Annotated in this window: 13 protein-coding genes and 1 tRNA gene; 13 read left to right on the top strand and 1 reads right to left on the bottom strand. The window is 45.4% G+C overall.

Features of this window, described 5'->3' with window-relative positions; translation table 11 throughout:
- Positions 1–598: 598 nt before the first annotated feature.
- Positions 599–672, bottom strand: a tRNA-Arg gene (locus R50345_RS23830).
- Positions 673–952: 280 nt separating this feature from the next.
- Between R50345_RS23830 and R50345_RS23825 the strand changes: the two genes are divergently transcribed.
- The 13 genes from R50345_RS23825 to R50345_RS23765 all read left to right on the top strand — a co-directional run bounded on the left by R50345_RS23825 (position 953) and on the right by R50345_RS23765 (position 17,865).
- Positions 953–1,798, top strand: coding sequence for a hypothetical protein (locus tag R50345_RS23825; RefSeq protein WP_042130651.1), 846 nt, complete (start codon positions 953–955; stop codon positions 1,796–1,798).
- A 98-nt stretch (positions 1,799–1,896) separates the two neighbouring features.
- Positions 1,897–3,231, top strand: a complete 1,335-nt coding sequence (gene tig, locus R50345_RS23820) for a trigger factor (RefSeq protein WP_042130649.1) — start codon at positions 1,897–1,899, stop codon at positions 3,229–3,231.
- Positions 3,232–3,515: 284 nt separating this feature from the next.
- Positions 3,516–4,106, top strand: a complete 591-nt coding sequence (gene clpP / locus R50345_RS23815) for an ATP-dependent Clp endopeptidase proteolytic subunit ClpP (RefSeq protein ID WP_036685049.1) — start codon at positions 3,516–3,518, stop codon at positions 4,104–4,106.
- A 12-nt stretch (positions 4,107–4,118) separates the two neighbouring features.
- Positions 4,119–5,375: an ATP-dependent protease ATP-binding subunit ClpX gene (clpX, locus tag R50345_RS23810; RefSeq protein WP_042130648.1), complete on the top strand. Its 1,257-nt coding sequence runs from the start codon at positions 4,119–4,121 to the stop codon at positions 5,373–5,375.
- A 109-nt stretch (positions 5,376–5,484) separates the two neighbouring features.
- Positions 5,485–6,612 carry a flavodoxin-dependent (E)-4-hydroxy-3-methylbut-2-enyl-diphosphate synthase gene (gene ispG / locus R50345_RS23805; protein WP_036685055.1) on the top strand — a complete coding sequence of 376 codons (1,128 nt, stop codon included), beginning with the start codon at positions 5,485–5,487 and terminating at the stop codon, positions 6,610–6,612.
- A 134-nt stretch (positions 6,613–6,746) separates the two neighbouring features.
- A complete protein-coding gene (locus tag R50345_RS23800) occupies positions 6,747–7,418 on the top strand; it encodes a type IV toxin-antitoxin system AbiEi family antitoxin domain-containing protein (protein ID WP_042130645.1) in 672 nt (223 codons plus the stop codon).
- A gap of 779 nt (positions 7,419–8,197) precedes the next feature.
- Positions 8,198–9,907, top strand: a complete 1,710-nt coding sequence (gene lonB / locus R50345_RS23795; protein ID WP_042130643.1) for an ATP-dependent protease LonB — start codon at positions 8,198–8,200, stop codon at positions 9,905–9,907.
- A 293-nt stretch (positions 9,908–10,200) separates the two neighbouring features.
- Positions 10,201–12,564 (top strand): endopeptidase La, encoded by a 2,364-nt coding sequence (gene lon, locus R50345_RS23790; protein ID WP_042130641.1) that lies wholly within the window; start codon positions 10,201–10,203, stop codon positions 12,562–12,564.
- 12 nt (positions 12,565–12,576) lie between these two features.
- Complete coding sequence (gene yihA / locus R50345_RS23785) at positions 12,577–13,245, top strand: ribosome biogenesis GTP-binding protein YihA/YsxC (RefSeq protein ID WP_042130640.1); 669 nt, start codon at positions 12,577–12,579, stop codon at positions 13,243–13,245.
- 103 nt (positions 13,246–13,348) lie between these two features.
- Positions 13,349–14,131 carry a tyrosine-protein phosphatase gene (locus R50345_RS23780; RefSeq protein ID WP_042130637.1) on the top strand — a complete coding sequence of 261 codons (783 nt, stop codon included), beginning with the start codon at positions 13,349–13,351 and terminating at the stop codon, positions 14,129–14,131.
- A gap of 137 nt (positions 14,132–14,268) precedes the next feature.
- The gene (locus R50345_RS23775; protein WP_042130635.1) at positions 14,269–16,293 is read left to right on the top strand and encodes an S-layer homology domain-containing protein; all 2,025 of its coding nucleotides are present in this window, start codon (positions 14,269–14,271) and stop codon (positions 16,291–16,293) included.
- 125 nt (positions 16,294–16,418) lie between these two features.
- Positions 16,419–17,198 carry a YveK family protein gene (locus R50345_RS23770; protein WP_042130634.1) on the top strand — a complete coding sequence of 260 codons (780 nt, stop codon included), beginning with the start codon at positions 16,419–16,421 and terminating at the stop codon, positions 17,196–17,198.
- Positions 17,179–17,865 (top strand): CpsD/CapB family tyrosine-protein kinase, encoded by a 687-nt coding sequence (locus R50345_RS23765; protein WP_042130632.1) that lies wholly within the window; start codon positions 17,179–17,181, stop codon positions 17,863–17,865. The genes R50345_RS23770 and R50345_RS23765 overlap by 20 nt, the downstream gene beginning before the upstream one ends.
- The last annotated feature ends 23 nt before the right edge of the window (positions 17,866–17,888 follow it).

Below are 17,888 nucleotides of genomic sequence, written 5' to 3'. Positions count from 1 at the left end.
TACTCCGAGGAACACTAACCACACTCGCTCCAGTTCCAAGTTCTTTAAACCAATCTAGTTAATCGAGCGTACCCAGCCGTCACAGACCCTAGGATGTACCGAAGAACGCTAACCGTACTAGCTTCAGCCACAAGTTTCTTAACAAACCTAATGAGCTGAACGTAACACATCTATATACAATCAAGGATACTTTGAGGAACACCGACCACACTCGCTCCAGTTCCAAGTTCCTTCAACCAATATAGTTAATCGTGCGTACCTAGTCGTCATAGTATCTTAGAATGCTTCTAATAAGCCTCTAATAACAACAATCGCTATCATCCCAGCTACATATTATTTAACAACCTGTCGGATGATTAACATTACATTTTACGTCTGAAGAGCCGAGTATTCTTTAAGCATATACGTCGAGTGTTTTTACCGTAAAACGCAATAACAGCCTCCCTGAAGGAAGGCTGTTATGCTGATGTCGCGTGCGGGATGCAGCCCTAATGGGCTGACGCGAAGCGGACGTTTTCGATGCTCACTCCGAAGAACCCGGTGCTTCACATCCCCTGAATGCAGAAACAGCCTTCCCGAAGGAAGGCTGTTTCACTGACGTCCCGGAAGGGATTCGAACCCCTGACCGTGCGCTTAGAAGGCGCATGCTCTATCCAGCTGAGCTACCGGGACATGAATGTTGGCTGAAAAGCAAGCAGGATTTATCTTATCATATGCGTTAAAGTTTTTCAAGCTGTTTTTTAAAAAGAGTACGGGGTATGCTATAATCTACAATTATTAAGTTTCGGATGAAGCTTAAGGTCTTAATAACATTTATGACGTTTTAGAATTCAATTCACATAATTAGCTATAAGGAGGTGCCCTCATTAAAGATTCAGATTCCCCCGCCACAAAAGAAAATATCGTCCTGTTTCCCAAGACACTGGACTATTATCAAATCCAGCTTACGGTGATGCTGGAGAGTGAACGGTACGGGGAAGCGATGGAACTGCTTCGTTTTTTGCTGCAGTGTCAAGGACAGGAAGAGCGGAATTACGAGGAATGGCGGTCTCTGCTGGAATGGCTGGAAACGGCGTTCCCCTATGCGTCCCAGAATGGAGATGCAGAAGGAGCCGTTCACCCCGAAGACGAAGATTTAAGAGAAGAAGATATGGCCCGCCTTTTGGCCAAATCAAAAATGACCGAGGATGCGGGGTACCCTCAAAAGCTGCTGCAGCGGGTAATGAATGAGCCGCTGTCAGAGGCGACAATCCTAGCACTAGAGCAGCTTTCTTATCTGGAAGGCGGCGGAGTCGATGAGGCGCTGACGGCTTGGCTGCAGGGGGATAATGTTCACCCACTGCTGCAATTTCGTACCCTGCAGACCCTTCGGCGGCGTGGGATGCAGGGTACGGTCAATCTGATTCGTGGTCACGAAACAGCAATTGTAGAGATTGAAAGTGTGCCGCTGCAGACCGAGGATTTTCCACCGCAGGTGAGTCAGGTGCTGGAGCGGGTAGCCGAGCAGGCGGAGGTACACGAGCCTACGCTGTATTATTTTGCACAGGAGCTCTGGGGTCAGTTCGTCATGTCGATTTATGGATCGGAGGACTATCGGAAATTACTGGATGGAGAAGATGCGCTGCTGGATATTTGGGCAGGGGCGTTACACCAGTTTGTATCCGAGAGCTTAAACGGTACACGGCAAGAGGAGGAGACTCGTGGAATGTACGGCATTACAGACGGCATGCGCTTTCAATTTGAGGGAGCTTATCGTGCGATCAAGGGTTTTGTAAAGACTTCTCTACTTGATAAATAAAGTAATGTTGTATATAATATAATGGTTATTCTGTGCGTGGATTGTATCATTTTTTGAAGTAAACTTGTGAACCTATATTTTGGAGGGAAAAGTATAATATGAAAGCAACATGGGAAAAAATAGAGAAGAACCTTGGAGTTCTTGAAGTAGAAGTTGACGCAGAACGCGTTGCAGCAGCACTCGATAAAGCTTTTAACAAAGTCGTTAAGAAAGCTAACGTACCAGGCTTCCGTAAAGGTAAAGTGCCACGCCCGATCTTTGAATCCCGTTTTGGTGTAGAAAGCTTGTACCAAGATGCAATCGACATTCTTCTTCCTGAAGCTTACGGTGAAGCAGTTGAACAAACTGATATCTTCCCTGTAGACCGTCCTGAAGTTGATATTGAGCAATTTGCTAAAGGTCAATCCTTTATCTTCAAAGCGAAGATCACGGTTAAACCTGAAGTGAAGCTTGGCGATTACAAAGGTCTGGAAGTTCCAGTACAAAAAGCTGAAGTGACTGAAGAAGAGCTGAGCGCTGAGCTTGCTCGTCTGCAAGAGCGTCATGCTGAACTCGTTGTAATTGAAGAAGAAGCAGCGGCTAACGGCGACATCGCTGTGATCGATTTTGACGGATACGTTGATGACGTAGCGTTCGAAGGCGGAAAAGCTGAGCGTCATTCTCTTGAGCTTGGTAGCAACTCCTTCATTCCTGGATTTGAAGAGCAAGTAGTGGGAATGGCCACTGGAGATTTCAAAGATATCGAAGTTACTTTCCCAGAAGAATATCATGCAGAGAACCTTGCGGGTAAGAAAGCAGTATTCAAAGTGAAACTGCACGAAATCAAACGCAAACAACTTCCTGCACTCGATGATGAGTTCGCTAAAGATGTAAGTGAATTCGAAACTTTGGAAGAGTACAAAGCGGATCTGAAAGCTCAGCTCGAATCCCGTAAACAGGATGAACTGAAAGGTCTTCGTGAGAACGCAGTTGTTGATAAAGCAGCAGCAAACGCTGAAGTTGAGATCCCAGAAGCAATGATCAACAGCGAAGTTGAGAACATGGTTCGTGATTTCGACACTCGTCTTCGTCAACAAGGTATGAACATGGATATGTTCCTTAGCTTCTCCGGTCAAACACGTGAAGACTTGCAGAACCAAATGAAAGGCGATGCTGAAAAACGCGTTCGCAACAACCTGGTACTGGAAGTTATCGCTAAAGAAGAGAACATTGAAGTTTCTGAAGAAGAAGTTAACGAAGAGTTGGCTACTATGGCTGAAGCTTACAAACGTACTCCTGAAGAAATTCGCAGCATCTTGGCAGCTAACGGTTCCCTGGGCAGCTTGAGCGAAGAACTTTCTTTGCGCAAAACCATTGATTTCCTTGTTAGCAACAGTGTAGAAGTTGAAGCAGTAGAAGAAGCACCAGCTGCTGAAGACACTAAAGCTGAGTAAGATTTTTTTAACACTACCTAGAACGGCCAAGTAAGTCGGCCTCCATACAGATATGATAAGGCACGTAAGTTTCGTTACGTGCCTTATTTTTATCCTCGGCCACAGATATATGTGAGTACATAGGTATTCGTATGAGCGTATGGTAATAAAAAATGGCGTGACAATCATTATTGACAAGCAGTGGACAGGTCTGCTGTAGTGAAAAAATGACATCGAGCCGTGAACGTGTTAAAATATTTTTGAAACGATAAGACTAATCTGTATAGAGAAAAGAGGTTGGTGGCATGAGTCTGGTACCAATGGTTGTGGAATCAACAAGTCGTGGGGAACGTTCATACGATATCTATTCCAGATTGCTCAAGGATCGCATTATTTTCTTAAGCAGTGCGATTGACGATGATGTCGCCAATCTGGTTATTGCTCAACTGCTGTTCCTTGCAGCAGATGATCCCGAGAAGGACATTCACTTGTACCTCAACTCACCCGGTGGTTCAGTAACAGCCGGCATGGGTATATACGATACGATGCAATATATCAAACCGGATGTTTCAACCATTTGTGTAGGAATGGCGGCAAGCATGGGATCGCTCCTTCTAACAGCTGGGGCTCCGGGCAAAAGATATGCGCTGACTAACAGCGAAGTTATGATTCATCAACCGCTCGGTGGTGTTCAAGGTCAAGCGTCCGACATTTGGATTCATACCGATTGGATCCTCAAGACGAAACAGAAGTTGAATCAAATTTATGTAGATCGCACAGGTCAGCCCCTTGAAAAAATCGAACGGGACACAGACCGCGATAACTTCATGAGCGCGGAAGAAGCCAAGGAATATGGGCTTATTGACCAGGTTCTTTCTTCACCGATGAAATCTTAAAGGGGTGGTTAGATGTTTAAATTTAATGATGAAAAAGGGCAATTGAAATGTTCTTTTTGCGGCAAATCACAAGAGCAGGTTCGTAAGCTTGTAGCAGGACCGGGCGTTTATATATGTGACGAATGTATCGAGCTTTGCACGGAAATCGTGGAAGAAGAGCTCGGTCATGAGGAAGAGCTTGATCTGAAGGATATCCCAAAACCAAAGGAAATCCGCGACATTTTGGATCAATATGTAATCGGTCAAGAACAAGCGAAGAAATCGCTGTCTGTTGCGGTTTACAATCACTATAAACGTGTGAACAGCCAAAGCAAGATCGAAGATGTTGAATTGACAAAGAGTAATATTCTCTTGCTTGGTCCAACAGGTTCGGGTAAAACCTTGCTTGCACAGACGATGGCGAAGATTATCAACGTTCCTTTTGCTATTGCAGACGCTACTTCCCTAACGGAAGCTGGGTATGTCGGCGAGGATGTTGAGAACATTCTGCTTAAGCTGATTCAAGCAGCAGATTATGATGTGGAGAAAGCCGAACGCGGCATTATCTATATTGATGAGATTGATAAAGTGGCACGTAAATCCGAGAACCCGTCCATTACTCGTGACGTATCCGGTGAAGGTGTTCAGCAAGCGCTTCTGAAGATTCTGGAAGGAACAGTTGCTTCTGTACCTCCACAAGGTGGACGTAAGCATCCACATCAGGAGTTTATTCAAATCGACACGACGAACATTTTGTTCATCGTTGGCGGTGCCTTTGACGGTCTGGAGCAAATGATTAAACGCCGTATTGGTAAAAAAGTCATTGGCTTCAACGCAGCGGTTGAAGGACAAAAGGATCTCAAGCCTGGCGAATATTTGTCGATGGTATTGCCTGAAGACTTGCTCAAATTCGGATTAATTCCTGAATTTGTAGGCCGTCTACCGGTTATCTCGACTTTGGAGCCGCTTGATGAGAATACGCTGGTGCGTATCCTTTCCGAGCCTAAGAATGCACTCACGAAACAATACATCAAGCTGCTGGAAATGGATAACGTAGCGCTGAAGTTCGAACCGTTGGCACTTGAAGCAATTGCCAAGGAAGCGATCAAACGCAATACGGGAGCCCGTGGACTGCGCGCGATTATTGAGAGCATCATGCTTGATGTGATGTATGAAGTTCCTTCACGCGATGATATCAAGGATTGTGTGATCACGGAGCAGGTCGTTCAAGAGAAGGCTTTGCCTGAATTGAACCTTAAGAAAGACAAAAAGAAAGAGGAAAGCGCGTAAGTCGCTTACCTTAACAATACATGTCACTGTCTCCACCTTTCTTCCGCTTATCCCGCTTCACTAGCGGTTGCGAAGGGGTGGAGCTTTGGCGTTATGGGGGAGAAAAATCATGTTCTTGAGACACCAAACCCGTCCTGTCAATGTTGGCGGGCTCATTATTGGGGGAAACAACGAGGTTGCGATTCAAAGCATGTGTACAACCAAAACAGCTGATGTGGAGGCTACTGTAGCCGAAATTTTACGGCTTGAGGAAGCAGGCTGCCAACTGGTACGCGTTACTGTCAACAATGAAGAGGCAGCCGCCGCGATTAAGGAGATCAAGAAGCAGATTCATATCCCACTCGTAGCGGATATTCATTTTAACTATAAGCTTGCGCTGATGGCTATTGAGAACGGCATCGATAAAGTACGGATTAATCCGGGCAATATCGGTCGTCGTGAGAAGGTAGAAGCGGTAGTTAAAGCGTGTAAAGAAAAAGGAATTCCGATTCGGATTGGTGTAAACGCCGGTTCTTTGGAGAATCATCTCTTGGAGAAATACGGATACCCGACTCCAGAAGCTATGGTAGAAAGTGCGTTATACCATATTGGCATTCTGGAAGAGCTGGATTTCCACGACATTATCGTATCTTTAAAAGCATCCGATGTGCCTATGGCCATCGAAGCTTACCGTCAGGCTGCGGAAGTCATTCCTTATCCGCTGCACCTCGGGATTACTGAATCCGGCACATTGTTTGCCGGTACAGTAAAGAGCTCTGCGGGTATTGGTGCACTGCTCTCTATGGGCATCGGCAGCACACTGCGTATCTCGCTTAGCGCTGACCCAGTGGAAGAAGTGAAGGTAGCGCGTGAGCTGCTGAAGACCTTTGGTCTGATCTCTAACGCGGCGACGCTGATCTCTTGTCCAACTTGCGGCCGACTGGATATCGATCTTTTCTCCATCGCTAATGAGGTGGAAGAATACATTTCGAAGCTTAAGGTGCCTATTAAAGTTTCCGTGCTTGGCTGCGCCGTTAATGGTCCTGGTGAGGCACGTGAAGCAGATATCGGTATTGCGGGTGCCCGTGGGGAAGGTTTGTTGTTCCGTTACGGACAAATGATTCGTAAAGTCCCTGAAGCGGAACTAGTGAACGAGCTGAAGAAGGAAATTGATGCGATTGTTGTGGCATATGAGGCAACTGGTGAAATTCCAGGCCGTGCACACGCTAATCTTGCACCTCCAGTGCAATCGAAGTAATCTGGTCTTTTACGAATTTATGATTCGTTAATAATAGGTGGCGAAGAACGCCCTGTTACACCCTGGTTTATCCGGTGGTGGGAACGGGGCGTTCTTTTTTTTTCGTGAAATTAATTATATAGGGGGAACATCGGATGAATTATGAACAAGCCCATGAAACATTTATTGAGCAACATCTAACAAGTAGGACAGGTGAAAGGCGGGGGAGGTTGGAGAGAGGACATCGTCATGCCGAAGAAATGTTTTTGCAGAATGTATGGTGGCCACTTCGTGGGGACTTCAATGATCTGCATCCGGAGTATGAGGTGCTGGATTGGCGCGGACGATCATACTTTGCTGACTTTGCGTATTTGCCAGGACCAGTGAAGCTGTTGTTCGAGATCAAGGGTTATGCAGCACATGTACGAGACATGGACCGACAAAAGTATAGCAATGAGCTGAATCGTGAAACTTTCCTGTACGGGATGGGGTACCAAGTAATTTCATTTGCCTATGATGATGTGAACGAGCGGTCTGATTTATGCATCACGTTGCTGACTATGGCGCTAAGTCGACATCAGGTTGTTAGTGCACCGGGTGGTAGACTTCTACTCGCTGAGAAGGAAATTATCCGTTTAGTTGTCCGCAAAGCTGGGACAGTGCGTCCAAAAGATGTGTCAGATTACTTTGGGTTAGATCCCAAGACTGTACGAACGATGTTAGTTAATTTATGCGAAAAAGGCTGGCTGGCTCCAGTAAGAAGGGGAGTTGGCGTCAAAAATGTTGAGTATAAACTGGCACGTGATGTTCTTTATTATTGGGATTGAGCAGAATGTAGCAAAGTGTGAAGTAGTGACAAGTAATTAGGGAAATTCTCCCTGATCTATGCTTGATATTGCTCGAAATGGGCTAGATTGCGGAAAAACTCCCTAATTAATGGGCGATTTCCACGTTTTGAGCCCTTCTGAGCGAATAATCAGGGAGAAATTCCGCAATTGTGAGCGTAGGGAGCAAATACGACGAATAATCAGGGAGGATTTCCGCAATTATCGGCAATCGGCATACTATTCTGAAGGTTACTTTGCGTGCTTAGCGAGTGTGAAGAATGGAGCAAAGTTTGGATACCGAGGGCTGTAGAGTAATCAAGGTACTTATCCATCTGAAGGTTGCTTTGCGTGCTTAACGAGTGTGGAGAATGGAGCAAAGTTTGGATACCGATGGACGCCAACTAATTAGGAAAATTCTCCCTGATCTATGCTTGATATTGCTCGAAATGGGCTAGATTGCGGAAAAACTCCCTAATTAATGGGCGATTTCCACATTTTGAGCCCTTCTGAGCGAATAATCAGGGAGAAATTCCACAATTGTCAGCGTAGAGGGCATATATAACGAATAATCAGGGAGGATTTCCGCAATTGTCGGTAAGCAAGCAATGGCATCCCCATTCCAAACCAAAGGATACTCTGCGTACTAAGCGAATTCGGCGCATGGAGATACTCAATTCAACAAATCCTCAATTGTGCGTTTACTAATTACCGAAACGGCTATACTACCTAATAGTAGCCAAAGGTGGAAAGGTAGACTGAACGAAACAGGAGGATGACCTATGGAATTAAGTATAGTTGTGATGATCGTGCAGCTCTTTTTCGCGCTGGTTATCGGCGTATACTTTTGGAATCTGCTGCGGGGTCAAAAGACAAACAAGACAGCGGTAGAACGAGAGTCGCGCAAGGAATTGGATAAACTTCGAAAAATGCGAATGATTTCACTGACCAAACCATTGTCGGAGAAAACTAGGCCGGCTTCTATTGGAGATATTGTCGGGCAAAAAGACGGGCTGCGCGCCCTGAAGGCCGCACTATGCAGCGCTAACCCGCAGCATGTAATTATCTATGGTCCGCCAGGAGTTGGCAAGACTGCCGCAGCGCGTGTAGTCATGGAAGAGGCGAAAAAAAATGTTCTTTCCCCTTTTAAAAGTGACGCCAAATTCACAGAGATCGATGCCACAACCGCTCGTTTTGATGAGCGTGGTATTGCCGACCCGTTAATCGGATCGGTGCATGATCCTATTTATCAGGGCGCCGGAGCTATGGGCGTGGCGGGTGTGCCACAACCGAAGCCGGGAGCGGTGACGAAGGCGCATGGCGGGATTCTCTTTCTGGATGAGATCGGTGAGCTTCACCCCATTCAGATGAATAAGCTCTTAAAGGTGCTGGAGGACCGGAAGGTGCTATTAGAGAGCGCATATTATAATTCGGAGGATAATAACACTCCGGCTTATATTCATGATATTTTTCAAAATGGCTTACCCGCTGATTTCCGGTTAGTTGGCGCTACTACGCGTTCCCCGGATGAGATCTCTCCCGCGCTGCGCTCGCGCTGCATGGAGATTTATTTCCGTCCGCTATTGCCGGATGAGATTGCAGTCATCGCGCGTGACGCGATACAGAAGATCGGACTGAAGCCAAGCCCGGATGCTGTCACTGTAGTGCAGCAATATGCAACAAATGGCCGGGAGGCGGTTAATATGATTCAGCTCGCAGCTGGATTAGCGCTAACTGAGCAAAGAGATACGCTAAACGCTGCTGATGTAGAATGGGTAGCAGGCAGTAGCCAGCTTCCACTTCGTACAGAACGCAAGATTCCTTCGGCGCCTCAGATTGGATTAGTTAATGGGCTCGCAGTGTATGGACCAGGAATGGGCACCTTGCTCGAAATCGAGGTATCCGCAGCGCCTGCGCAGAATGGTCAAGGTAGACTGAACGTAACCGGAGTAGTAGATGAGGAAGAGATTGGTGGAGGTTCTCGCACGATTCGGAGAAAGAGCATGGCCAAAGGTTCGGTTGAGAATGTATTGACCGTACTGCGCACCATGAATCTGGAGCCGGACCGTTATGATCTGCATGTCAACTTCCCTGGGGGTACACCGATTGACGGACCTTCTGCAGGGGTTGCGATGGCGGTGGCTATCGTCTCCGCCATTCGTGGTCTACCCGTGGACAATACAGTAGCGATCACTGGTGAGATAGGCATACATGGCCGCGTGAAGCCTGTTGGTGGTGTAATTGCGAAGGTGGAGGCTGCTTTTCAAGCGGGAGCTACTACGGTGCTTATTCCAAAAGAAAACTGGCAGTCCTTATTCGCTGATCTCGCGCCTCTACGAGTCATACCTATGGAAACGGTGGAAGAAGTGTTCCGTCATCTGTTTGGTGCCGATACAGCAGATGTAAGGCTTCCTGCAGTAGCTGGCGAGCTATTCTCTGCAGCACCTTCACTGCTGAAGGCTGATGCCGCTGGGGAATCTGCAAAGGGCTAAGCTTAAATTATAACTTCAAATGTGAGCTAGGTTGTATTGGGTTGTGGACGAGTAAATCGAGCCTTACCGCTGTAAAATAAAGGGAGCTGCAGGTGTGTCTGCTGCTTCCTTTTTTAAAATATAGATTCAAGCTTTCCATAATCCTTACATTTCTTTGAGAAACGTTGCTGTTTTTTAAGGATAATAAGGTTGTTTATTCTTAAATTGCAAGTACTTTGTTGGTGTTTTGGGGCTGCTTTTGTTAGAATGAATTCATATGAGATTAATTGAGAGCCATGGGAGGTGCGAAAGCGATGATGACAAATAAAACAAAAGGTCGTCGTTTTCCTTTATTACCGCTAAGAGGTCTTCTTGTGTACCCAAGCATGGTTCTTCACTTGGATGTGGGCCGTGAGAAGTCAGTTCGGGCACTAGAAAAAGCTATGGTTGAAGATAATTTGATTCTTCTTTGTTCACAGTCGGAAGTGAATATTGAAGAGCCTGGTCAGGACGATATTTTTCGGGTCGGTACTGTTGCGAATGTGCGACAAATGCTGAAGCTGCCAAACGGTACGATTCGTGTACTGGTTGAGGGTGTAGAACGAGCCGAAATTATTAATTATATCGATAATGATGAGTATTATGAGGTCATGGCGCGCGAGCTACCAGAAGAAGAAGATAGCGATCAAGAGTGTGATGCGCTGATGCGTACAGTACTTAATCAGTTCGAACACTATATAACGTTATCCAAAAAAGTGACACCAGAGACACTGGCTGCTGTATCCGATATTGAAGAGCCCGGTCGCCTTGCGGATGTCATTACGAGTCATTTATCGCTAAAAATTAAGGATAAGCAAGAAATTCTAGAGACGATTGATGTTAGTAAACGGCTGGAGAAGCTTCTTGATATTCTTAATAATGAGCGTGAAGTGCTGGAGCTTGAACGCAAGATCAATCAACGTGTGAAGAAGCAGATGGAGAAGACGCAGAAGGAATATTATTTGCGCGAGCAAATGAAAGCGATCCAGAAAGAACTTGGTGAGAAGGAAGGTCGAGTGGGAGAAGCGGAAGAGCTGCGGACTCTAATGGAAGAAAAGAATTTGCCGGAACGTGTAAAAGAGAAGATGGAGAAGGAAATCGATCGTCTGGAAAAAATGCCAGTAAGCTCAGCGGAAGGTGGCGTAATTCGCAATTATGTGGATTGGTTGCTGGGTCTTCCTTGGAATGAACAGACTGAAGATGACCTTGACATCAAGAAGGCAGAGCAAGTACTCGATGAGGACCACTACGGTTTGGAAAAACCAAAGGAGCGGGTATTGGAATATTTAGCCGTTCAACAGCTGGTGAAGAAGCTAAAAGGTCCGATATTATGTCTTGTAGGGCCTCCAGGTGTGGGCAAAACCTCACTGGCTCGTTCCATCGCCCGTTCACTCAATCGTAAATTCGTTCGCATTTCGCTTGGCGGTGTGCGTGATGAAGCGGAAATCCGTGGTCATCGCCGGACTTATGTCGGTGCAATGCCAGGCCGAATTATCCAAGGGATGAAGACGGCAGGTACGATTAATCCGGTTATTCTGTTAGATGAAATTGATAAGATGGCTGCAGATTTCAGGGGTGACCCATCTTCGGCATTGCTTGAGGTGCTGGACCCAGAACAAAACAACTCGTTCAGTGATCATTTTGTAGAGCTGCCGTTTGATTTGTCGAACGTTATGTTTGTGACTACCGCAAATGTGGTGCATAACATTCCGCGTCCGCTACTCGATCGGATGGAAATGCTGTTCATTCCGGGTTATACAGAACTGGAGAAATTGCAGATTGGCAGCCGTTATCTTTTGCCGAAGCAGAAGAAGAATCACGGTCTTGCAGAAGATCAACTGATCATCGAGGACGACAGTTTATTGCGTATCGTGCGTGAATATACCCGTGAATCCGGAGTGCGTAATTTGGAGCAGCAGATTGCAGCGTTATGCCGCAAAGCCGCGAAACAGATTGTGTCTAAGGAAAAAGAAAGTGTGGTCATTCTGCCGGATGACATCAAGGATTACCTAGGTGCATCGAAATACCGTTACGGTATGGCAGAGCTCGAAGACCAGATTGGTACAGTAACTGGGCTGGCCTGGACTGAGGTTGGTGGCGATACGCTGCTGATCGAAGTGACGGTTGTGCAGGGAACGGGCAAGCTGACACTTACTGGACAACTGGGCGATGTAATGAAGGAGTCGGCGCAGGCTGCTTTCAGTTATACACGTTCGAAGGCGGAGGAGCTGGGGCTCCAGCCCGATTTTTATGAGAAGATTGATATTCATATCCACATTCCTGAAGGTGCGATTCCGAAGGATGGCCCATCTGCAGGGATTACGATTGCTACCGCGTTGATCTCCGCACTCACGAAGCGTTATGTTTCGAAGGATGTAGCGATGACCGGTGAGATCACCCTGCGTGGGCGCGTGTTGCCGATCGGTGGACTGAAAGAAAAATCTCTCGCTGCACACCGCGCCGGATATAAAAAGATCCTTCTTCCAAAAGACAATGAACGTGATCTAAAAGAAATTCCAGAGAGCGTGCGTAATGATGTGGAGTTCATACCAGTATCTACTATGGATCAGGTCTTGCATCATGCATTAGTAGAGCATCATAATGAAATTAGCAGTGAGCCACCGAGTAGTGTGCATTAGAAAGGAAGTCCTATGAAAGTTAATATTGCCGAATTTATAATCAGTGCCGTTGGCCCTGATCAATACCCTGATGATGCTTTGCCAGAGGTTGCTCTGGCAGGGCGCTCCAATGTAGGGAAGTCCTCCCTCATTAACCGAATGATTAACCGCAAGAATCTGGCTCGGACAAGCTCCACCCCGGGTAAGACCCAGCATATGAACTATTACCGTATCAATGAAGACAGCATGTATTTTGTTGACTTTCCAGGTTACGGATATGCTAAAGTGTCGAAGACGCAACGTGCAACATGGGGCAAGATGGTGGAGAAATATCTCTCTGAGCGCGATACATTGAAGCTTGTTCTGCTCATCGTGGATCTACGTCATCCGCCGACCAGTAATGATAAGATGATGTTCGATTGGTTGAAGCATTATGATCTTCCTATGTGTGTAGTAGCGACAAAAGCGGATAAGATTCCGAAGACTCGCTGGCAAAAGCATATTAAGATCATGAAGCAGGAGCTTGGCGTGCTGCCAGGGGATAATTTCATTCCATTTTCTTCAGAGATTGGCCTTGGTAAAGAAGAACTTTGGGGCTTAATCGACGGGTATGTTCTCTCCTCGAAGGATGAAACTCCAGATTCTGAGGATGCTGAAATAGATGCAATTGAACCTCAGCAAGAAGAATCTACTGAAGCTTAAGATAGAACTCATTTACAATCAAGCAACCGTTCCTTTTGGGAATGGTTGTATTTTTTTGCCGTTAAAACTAAATTTTCTGTGAGAAGGGACCGATAGATAACATATGAAAGATATCCATTGCCACATCTTACCCTTTATGGATGACGGAGCCGCTGATTGGGAATCCGCTCTCGCCATGGCGCATGACGCCTACAGAGACGGGATTACTTCCGTCATTGCCACACCACATCACGCCAACGGTCAATATATGAATAATGCCTCCAGTATAAGAGAAGCAGTGGAATTGATGAATGAGAAACTTCATCAGCATGGAAATCCACTGCTTGTTCTTCCAGGTCAGGAAATTAGAGTGTACGGGGATTTACTGGATGATCTGGAGCGGGGGCAACTGCTAAGTCTTGCAGACTCGCGGTATATTTTGCTAGAAATGCCTTCTTCACGAGTCCCACGCAACATGGAAGAAATCTGTCACGAGTTGATCATTCAAGGTTTCGTTCCGGTCATTGCTCATCCGGAGCGTAATGCTGAGGTAGCTGCCGATCCTTCTAAGTTAGAAAGATTGATAGAGCTAGGATCACTAGGTCAGGTAACCGCACAAAGTCTTGCAGGCGTCTTCGGGAATAAACTTCAGAAGCTATCCCTGGAGTTATGTCGTAGAAATGCAGTACATGTGTTGGCCTCTGATGCACATGACAGTGTTCACCGTCCTTTTGGATTAAATGCTGCTTATGTGGTTTTAGAGAAAGAATTAGGTCCTGAGATGCGCGACTATATGCGTGAAAACTCTCAGCAAATTGTGGCAAATGGTGAGGTTAATCATGGTAATCACGTACAAAAAAGGAGGAATAGACACAAGTTGTTTGGCATTTTTTCCCGAAAGGGCTGACTAATCTACCTAATAGTGGTAGAATGGGTTTTATTGGGTGAATCGTTGATATACGTAATAGTGTAGACATAAGGTGAAATAGTCTAGGACTATAGTAACAAAAGGAATTTAAATACATATAAAGAGGTGGATATTTAGTGACTTTGAAAAAGAAACTAGTAGTATCGACATTAGCAGTTAGCATGGCAGCGGTTGCAGTAGCAGGACTTCCGCTTAGCAGTAAAGGATTAGCAAATCAGTTTGGAATCGTTGGAACTGCATCTGCAGCGACTAGCTCGGATTTTGCAAGCTTGAAGGAGCGTGCAACGAAGCTTTATAGCACACTTACTGATGCTGATAAGCAGACGCTTCGTGATTTCCGTACTGAGCTTCAAGGCCTTTCACGTGGACAACTGGAAGCAGATTTCGCACCTGTTCTGGCTCAACTTGAGCTTAGCGATGCAGAAAAAACTACATTGTTTGATCTCTATTTAGAAGTAGTATCATCTATCTATACTCCGGATTTATCCGCAGTTACAGATATTCTGAAATCCCCTAATTATGATGCTTATCAAGCACTACTGAAGAAGATCGGTGAACAAGCCGGTGTTACAGATCTTTCGGTTGAAGAAGTGTACAGCTTCATCTTTGGTTCAAACGGTGTTGAACAGCAGCTAATCAACTTGCTAAAAGGAAAATCAGAATCGGAGCTGGCTGACCTTATTATTCATCCGAACAGTGAATTGGCTAATAAAGTGAAGACTCTTGTTCTCGACAGCACCATTGGTACTGCGAACTATTCCTTGAGAGCGTCTCTTGCAGAACTTAAGATTACTAAAGAGATGATTGCAGCAACCAAAAACAATGTTGAATCCACACTTACTAATGAAAAAGCAGCCGCTTTAGTGTTGGCGAAGGCTTATTATAACGCCTATCTAAAAACATCTACACCAACTAATCCAACTAATCCAGGAACTTCCGATTCCAGTTCTATAACAACTCCACCTGTACTAACAGTGGATCAGAAGCTGGCAGCTGCTGCTACTTACGATGTATCTAAACTAGTACAAGTAGTAGATGGTAAAGCAACTGTGAAATTGGTAGATAGCGACACAATCAATGCATTGGCTAATCTTGCTGCTGCAGCTAAAGCTGCCGGCAAAGAAGGAACTGCCCTTACGCTGACATTGAATCTTGGCACGATCACTGCGCCTACGGTTGAAGTTCCATTGTCCAAAGCTATTGTTGAAGCAGCTAAGACGAATGGTATTGCAAATATCGCAGTAACCTTTAATGGCGTAACCGTAACGATTCCTGTAAGTCAGTTCAGCACAGCGATTGCATTGACTGTAACAACTGCTAAACCAGAAGTCGTAACTTCCGTTACACAATTGAAATTGGCTTCGGATGTTTATGAATTTGGACTTAGTGTGGATGGTGTAGCAACAAGCACATTCAAACAACCAATCACCATTAAACTTCCGCTTAAGAACACTGAGGGTCTTGATAAAGAATTACTGTCCGTAGCGAAGCTTGTATACGGCAGCCTGCAATTCCAAGGTGGTGTACTTGTAGGAGAGTTCATCGTAGAACCGCGTGATACCTTCTCTTCCTATGCAGTGCTTGAGAATAAAGTGAACTTTACGGATATTGCTAGTGTACAAGCATGGGCTGGCAAACAAATTCAAGTCGTAGCTGCAAAAGGTGCGATTGAAGGCGTAGGCGAAGGTAAATTCGCACCGAAGAGCAATGTAACTCGTGCAGAGTTCGCTAAAATGCTGATTCGTGCGCTTAACCTGGAGAACAATTCAGCCGTACAAAGCTTTAGCGATGTAAGTGGGGCGGCTTGGTATGCACCATATGTAGCTGTTGCAGCAGAAAAAGGAATCATTACTGGCCGCAGTGCGGACAAGTTCGATCCTAATGCAACTATCACACGTGCAGAGATGGCAACAATGATTTCCCGCGCAGTGAAATCTATGAATCCAGCTGCAACAACAAATGTAACGGCAATTAGCCAATTCTCCGATGCTGCTAAGATCAGTGCATCTTTGAGAGATGGCGTAGCATTCGCAGCAGATCATAACTTGGTTATCGGAAATGCTGGTAAGTTCAACCCGAACGATACAGCTACTCGTGCTGAAGCAGCAGTAATTATCTACCGTACCATTAACTTTAAGTAAATAAATTTAAAAGTATAGAATACAGCCTCCTCTCATGTAGGTGAGAGGAGGCGCTTTTTTGCCAATCGAGAAGTGTTCGAATATTGTAACGAAATATTTCAGAAATAGCTTGGAGGTAATTACACTTGTCATCACAAGAATTGGATCTTCGCGATTATTTTCAGATCGTCAGGAAGAGACTATGGCTGATTGTTAGCATAGTTGTTTTGGTGTGCGGTGTTGCTGGTGTGTACAGTCTGTATATTAAGAATCCGGTGTATGAAGCATCCACTAAGATTATTGTTAACCAGACTCCGACTCAGTCAGCAGCAGCGCAGCTTGATTTGAATCAGATTAATACTAATATTCAATTGATTAATACGTATAAGGAAATTATTAAGACTCCAGCGATCCTTGATATTGTTACTAGGGATTATCCGCAGTTCAATATTACTGCAGAAGAGCTGTTGAAGAAGGTTAATGTGAGCTCTGTCAATAATACGCAGGTGATGACACTTGTCGTTCGAGATAATTCGTATCAGCGAGCTGCTGAAATCGTGAATGCCATTTCACTTGTATTCAAGGACGAGATTCCTAACCTATTTAACGTGGAGAACGTATCGATTCTGAATGAGGCCAAAGTGAATCCACTTAACGAGCCAGGACCTGTAGAACCGAATGTCTTAATGAATATGGCTATAGCTTTCATCGTTTCCTTGATGATTGGTCTAGGGATTGCTTTCTTGCTGGAATACATGGACGATACGCTGAAGACTGAAGCAGATATTGAGAAATATCTTGGTCTTCCAACGATAGCTATGATTACTAGATTGGGTTCAGAAGAAAGTAAACAAGGCGCAACTCAGGCACAGACGCAAACATCCAGAAAGGCGGGCGAACTCGAACATGTCACAGCTGCCAAATAAACAACGTCATCTGATTACCGTTACGAACCCTCGCTCCCCTGTATCTGAAGCATTTCGTGCGCTACGCACGAATATTGATTTTTCCTCTGTGGATGAGACTATTCAAGTAATCATGGTAACTTCGTCCGGACCTGAGGAAGGTAAATCTACGGTATCAGCGAATTTGGCGGCAGCCTATGCACAGGCAGATAAGAAAGTATTGTTGATTGACGCGGATTTGCGGAAGCCGACAGCACATAAGACTTTCTCGCTTAGTAACCGTTTCGGGTTATCATCACTACTGTCGCAGCAGGCGGTTCTTGAAGACATTGTCCAAGATTCTGGTGTTCCTAATCTTTCCATCATGACCTCTGGGCCGATCCCTCCAAATCCTGCGGAAATGATGGCTTCAAATCGGATGAGCACGCTCTTGCAGGACTTACGTCAGCGTTACGATGTCATTCTTATCGATACTCCACCGTTATTGGCGGTTACGGATGCGCAGATTATGGCTTCCAAGAGTGATGGTGTCATTATGGTCGTCAGCTATGGCAAGGTAAAACGGGATATTGCTGTAAAAGCAAAAGCTAACCTCGATCGTGTAGGTGCAAAAATGCTTGGCGTGGTTCTCAATAATGTAAAACGTAAAGCCAGCGAAGGTTACTATTACTACTACTATGGAAATTGATTTGTTCTTTAACAATAATGTTG

This window comes from Paenibacillus sp. FSL R5-0345 (assembly GCF_000758585.1).
Classification (GTDB): domain Bacteria; phylum Bacillota; class Bacilli; order Paenibacillales; family Paenibacillaceae; genus Paenibacillus_AQ.
Note: the sequence above shows the minus strand (reverse complement) of the source record. Positions and strands in the feature narration are given on the sequence as shown.

Bases quoted from the DNA above. Each gene is read 5' to 3' on its own strand.
- R50345_RS23825 (WP_042130651.1), top strand. From the start codon at position 953: ATGCTGGAGAGTGAACGGTACGGGGAAGCGATGGAACTGCTTCGTTTT.
- tig (WP_042130649.1), top strand. From the start codon at position 1,897: ATGAAAGCAACATGGGAAAAAATAGAGAAGAACCTTGGAGTTCTTGAA.
- clpP (WP_036685049.1), top strand. From the start codon at position 3,516: ATGAGTCTGGTACCAATGGTTGTGGAATCAACAAGTCGTGGGGAACGT.
- clpX (WP_042130648.1), top strand. From the start codon at position 4,119: ATGTTTAAATTTAATGATGAAAAAGGGCAATTGAAATGTTCTTTTTGC.
- ispG (WP_036685055.1), top strand. From the start codon at position 5,485: ATGTTCTTGAGACACCAAACCCGTCCTGTCAATGTTGGCGGGCTCATT.
- R50345_RS23800 (WP_042130645.1), top strand. From the start codon at position 6,747: ATGAATTATGAACAAGCCCATGAAACATTTATTGAGCAACATCTAACA.
- lonB (WP_042130643.1), top strand. From the start codon at position 8,198: ATGGAATTAAGTATAGTTGTGATGATCGTGCAGCTCTTTTTCGCGCTG.
- lon (WP_042130641.1), top strand. From the start codon at position 10,201: ATGATGACAAATAAAACAAAAGGTCGTCGTTTTCCTTTATTACCGCTA.
- yihA (WP_042130640.1), top strand. From the start codon at position 12,577: ATGAAAGTTAATATTGCCGAATTTATAATCAGTGCCGTTGGCCCTGAT.
- R50345_RS23780 (WP_042130637.1), top strand. From the start codon at position 13,349: ATGAAAGATATCCATTGCCACATCTTACCCTTTATGGATGACGGAGCC.
- R50345_RS23765 (WP_042130632.1), top strand. From the start codon at position 17,179: ATGTCACAGCTGCCAAATAAACAACGTCATCTGATTACCGTTACGAAC.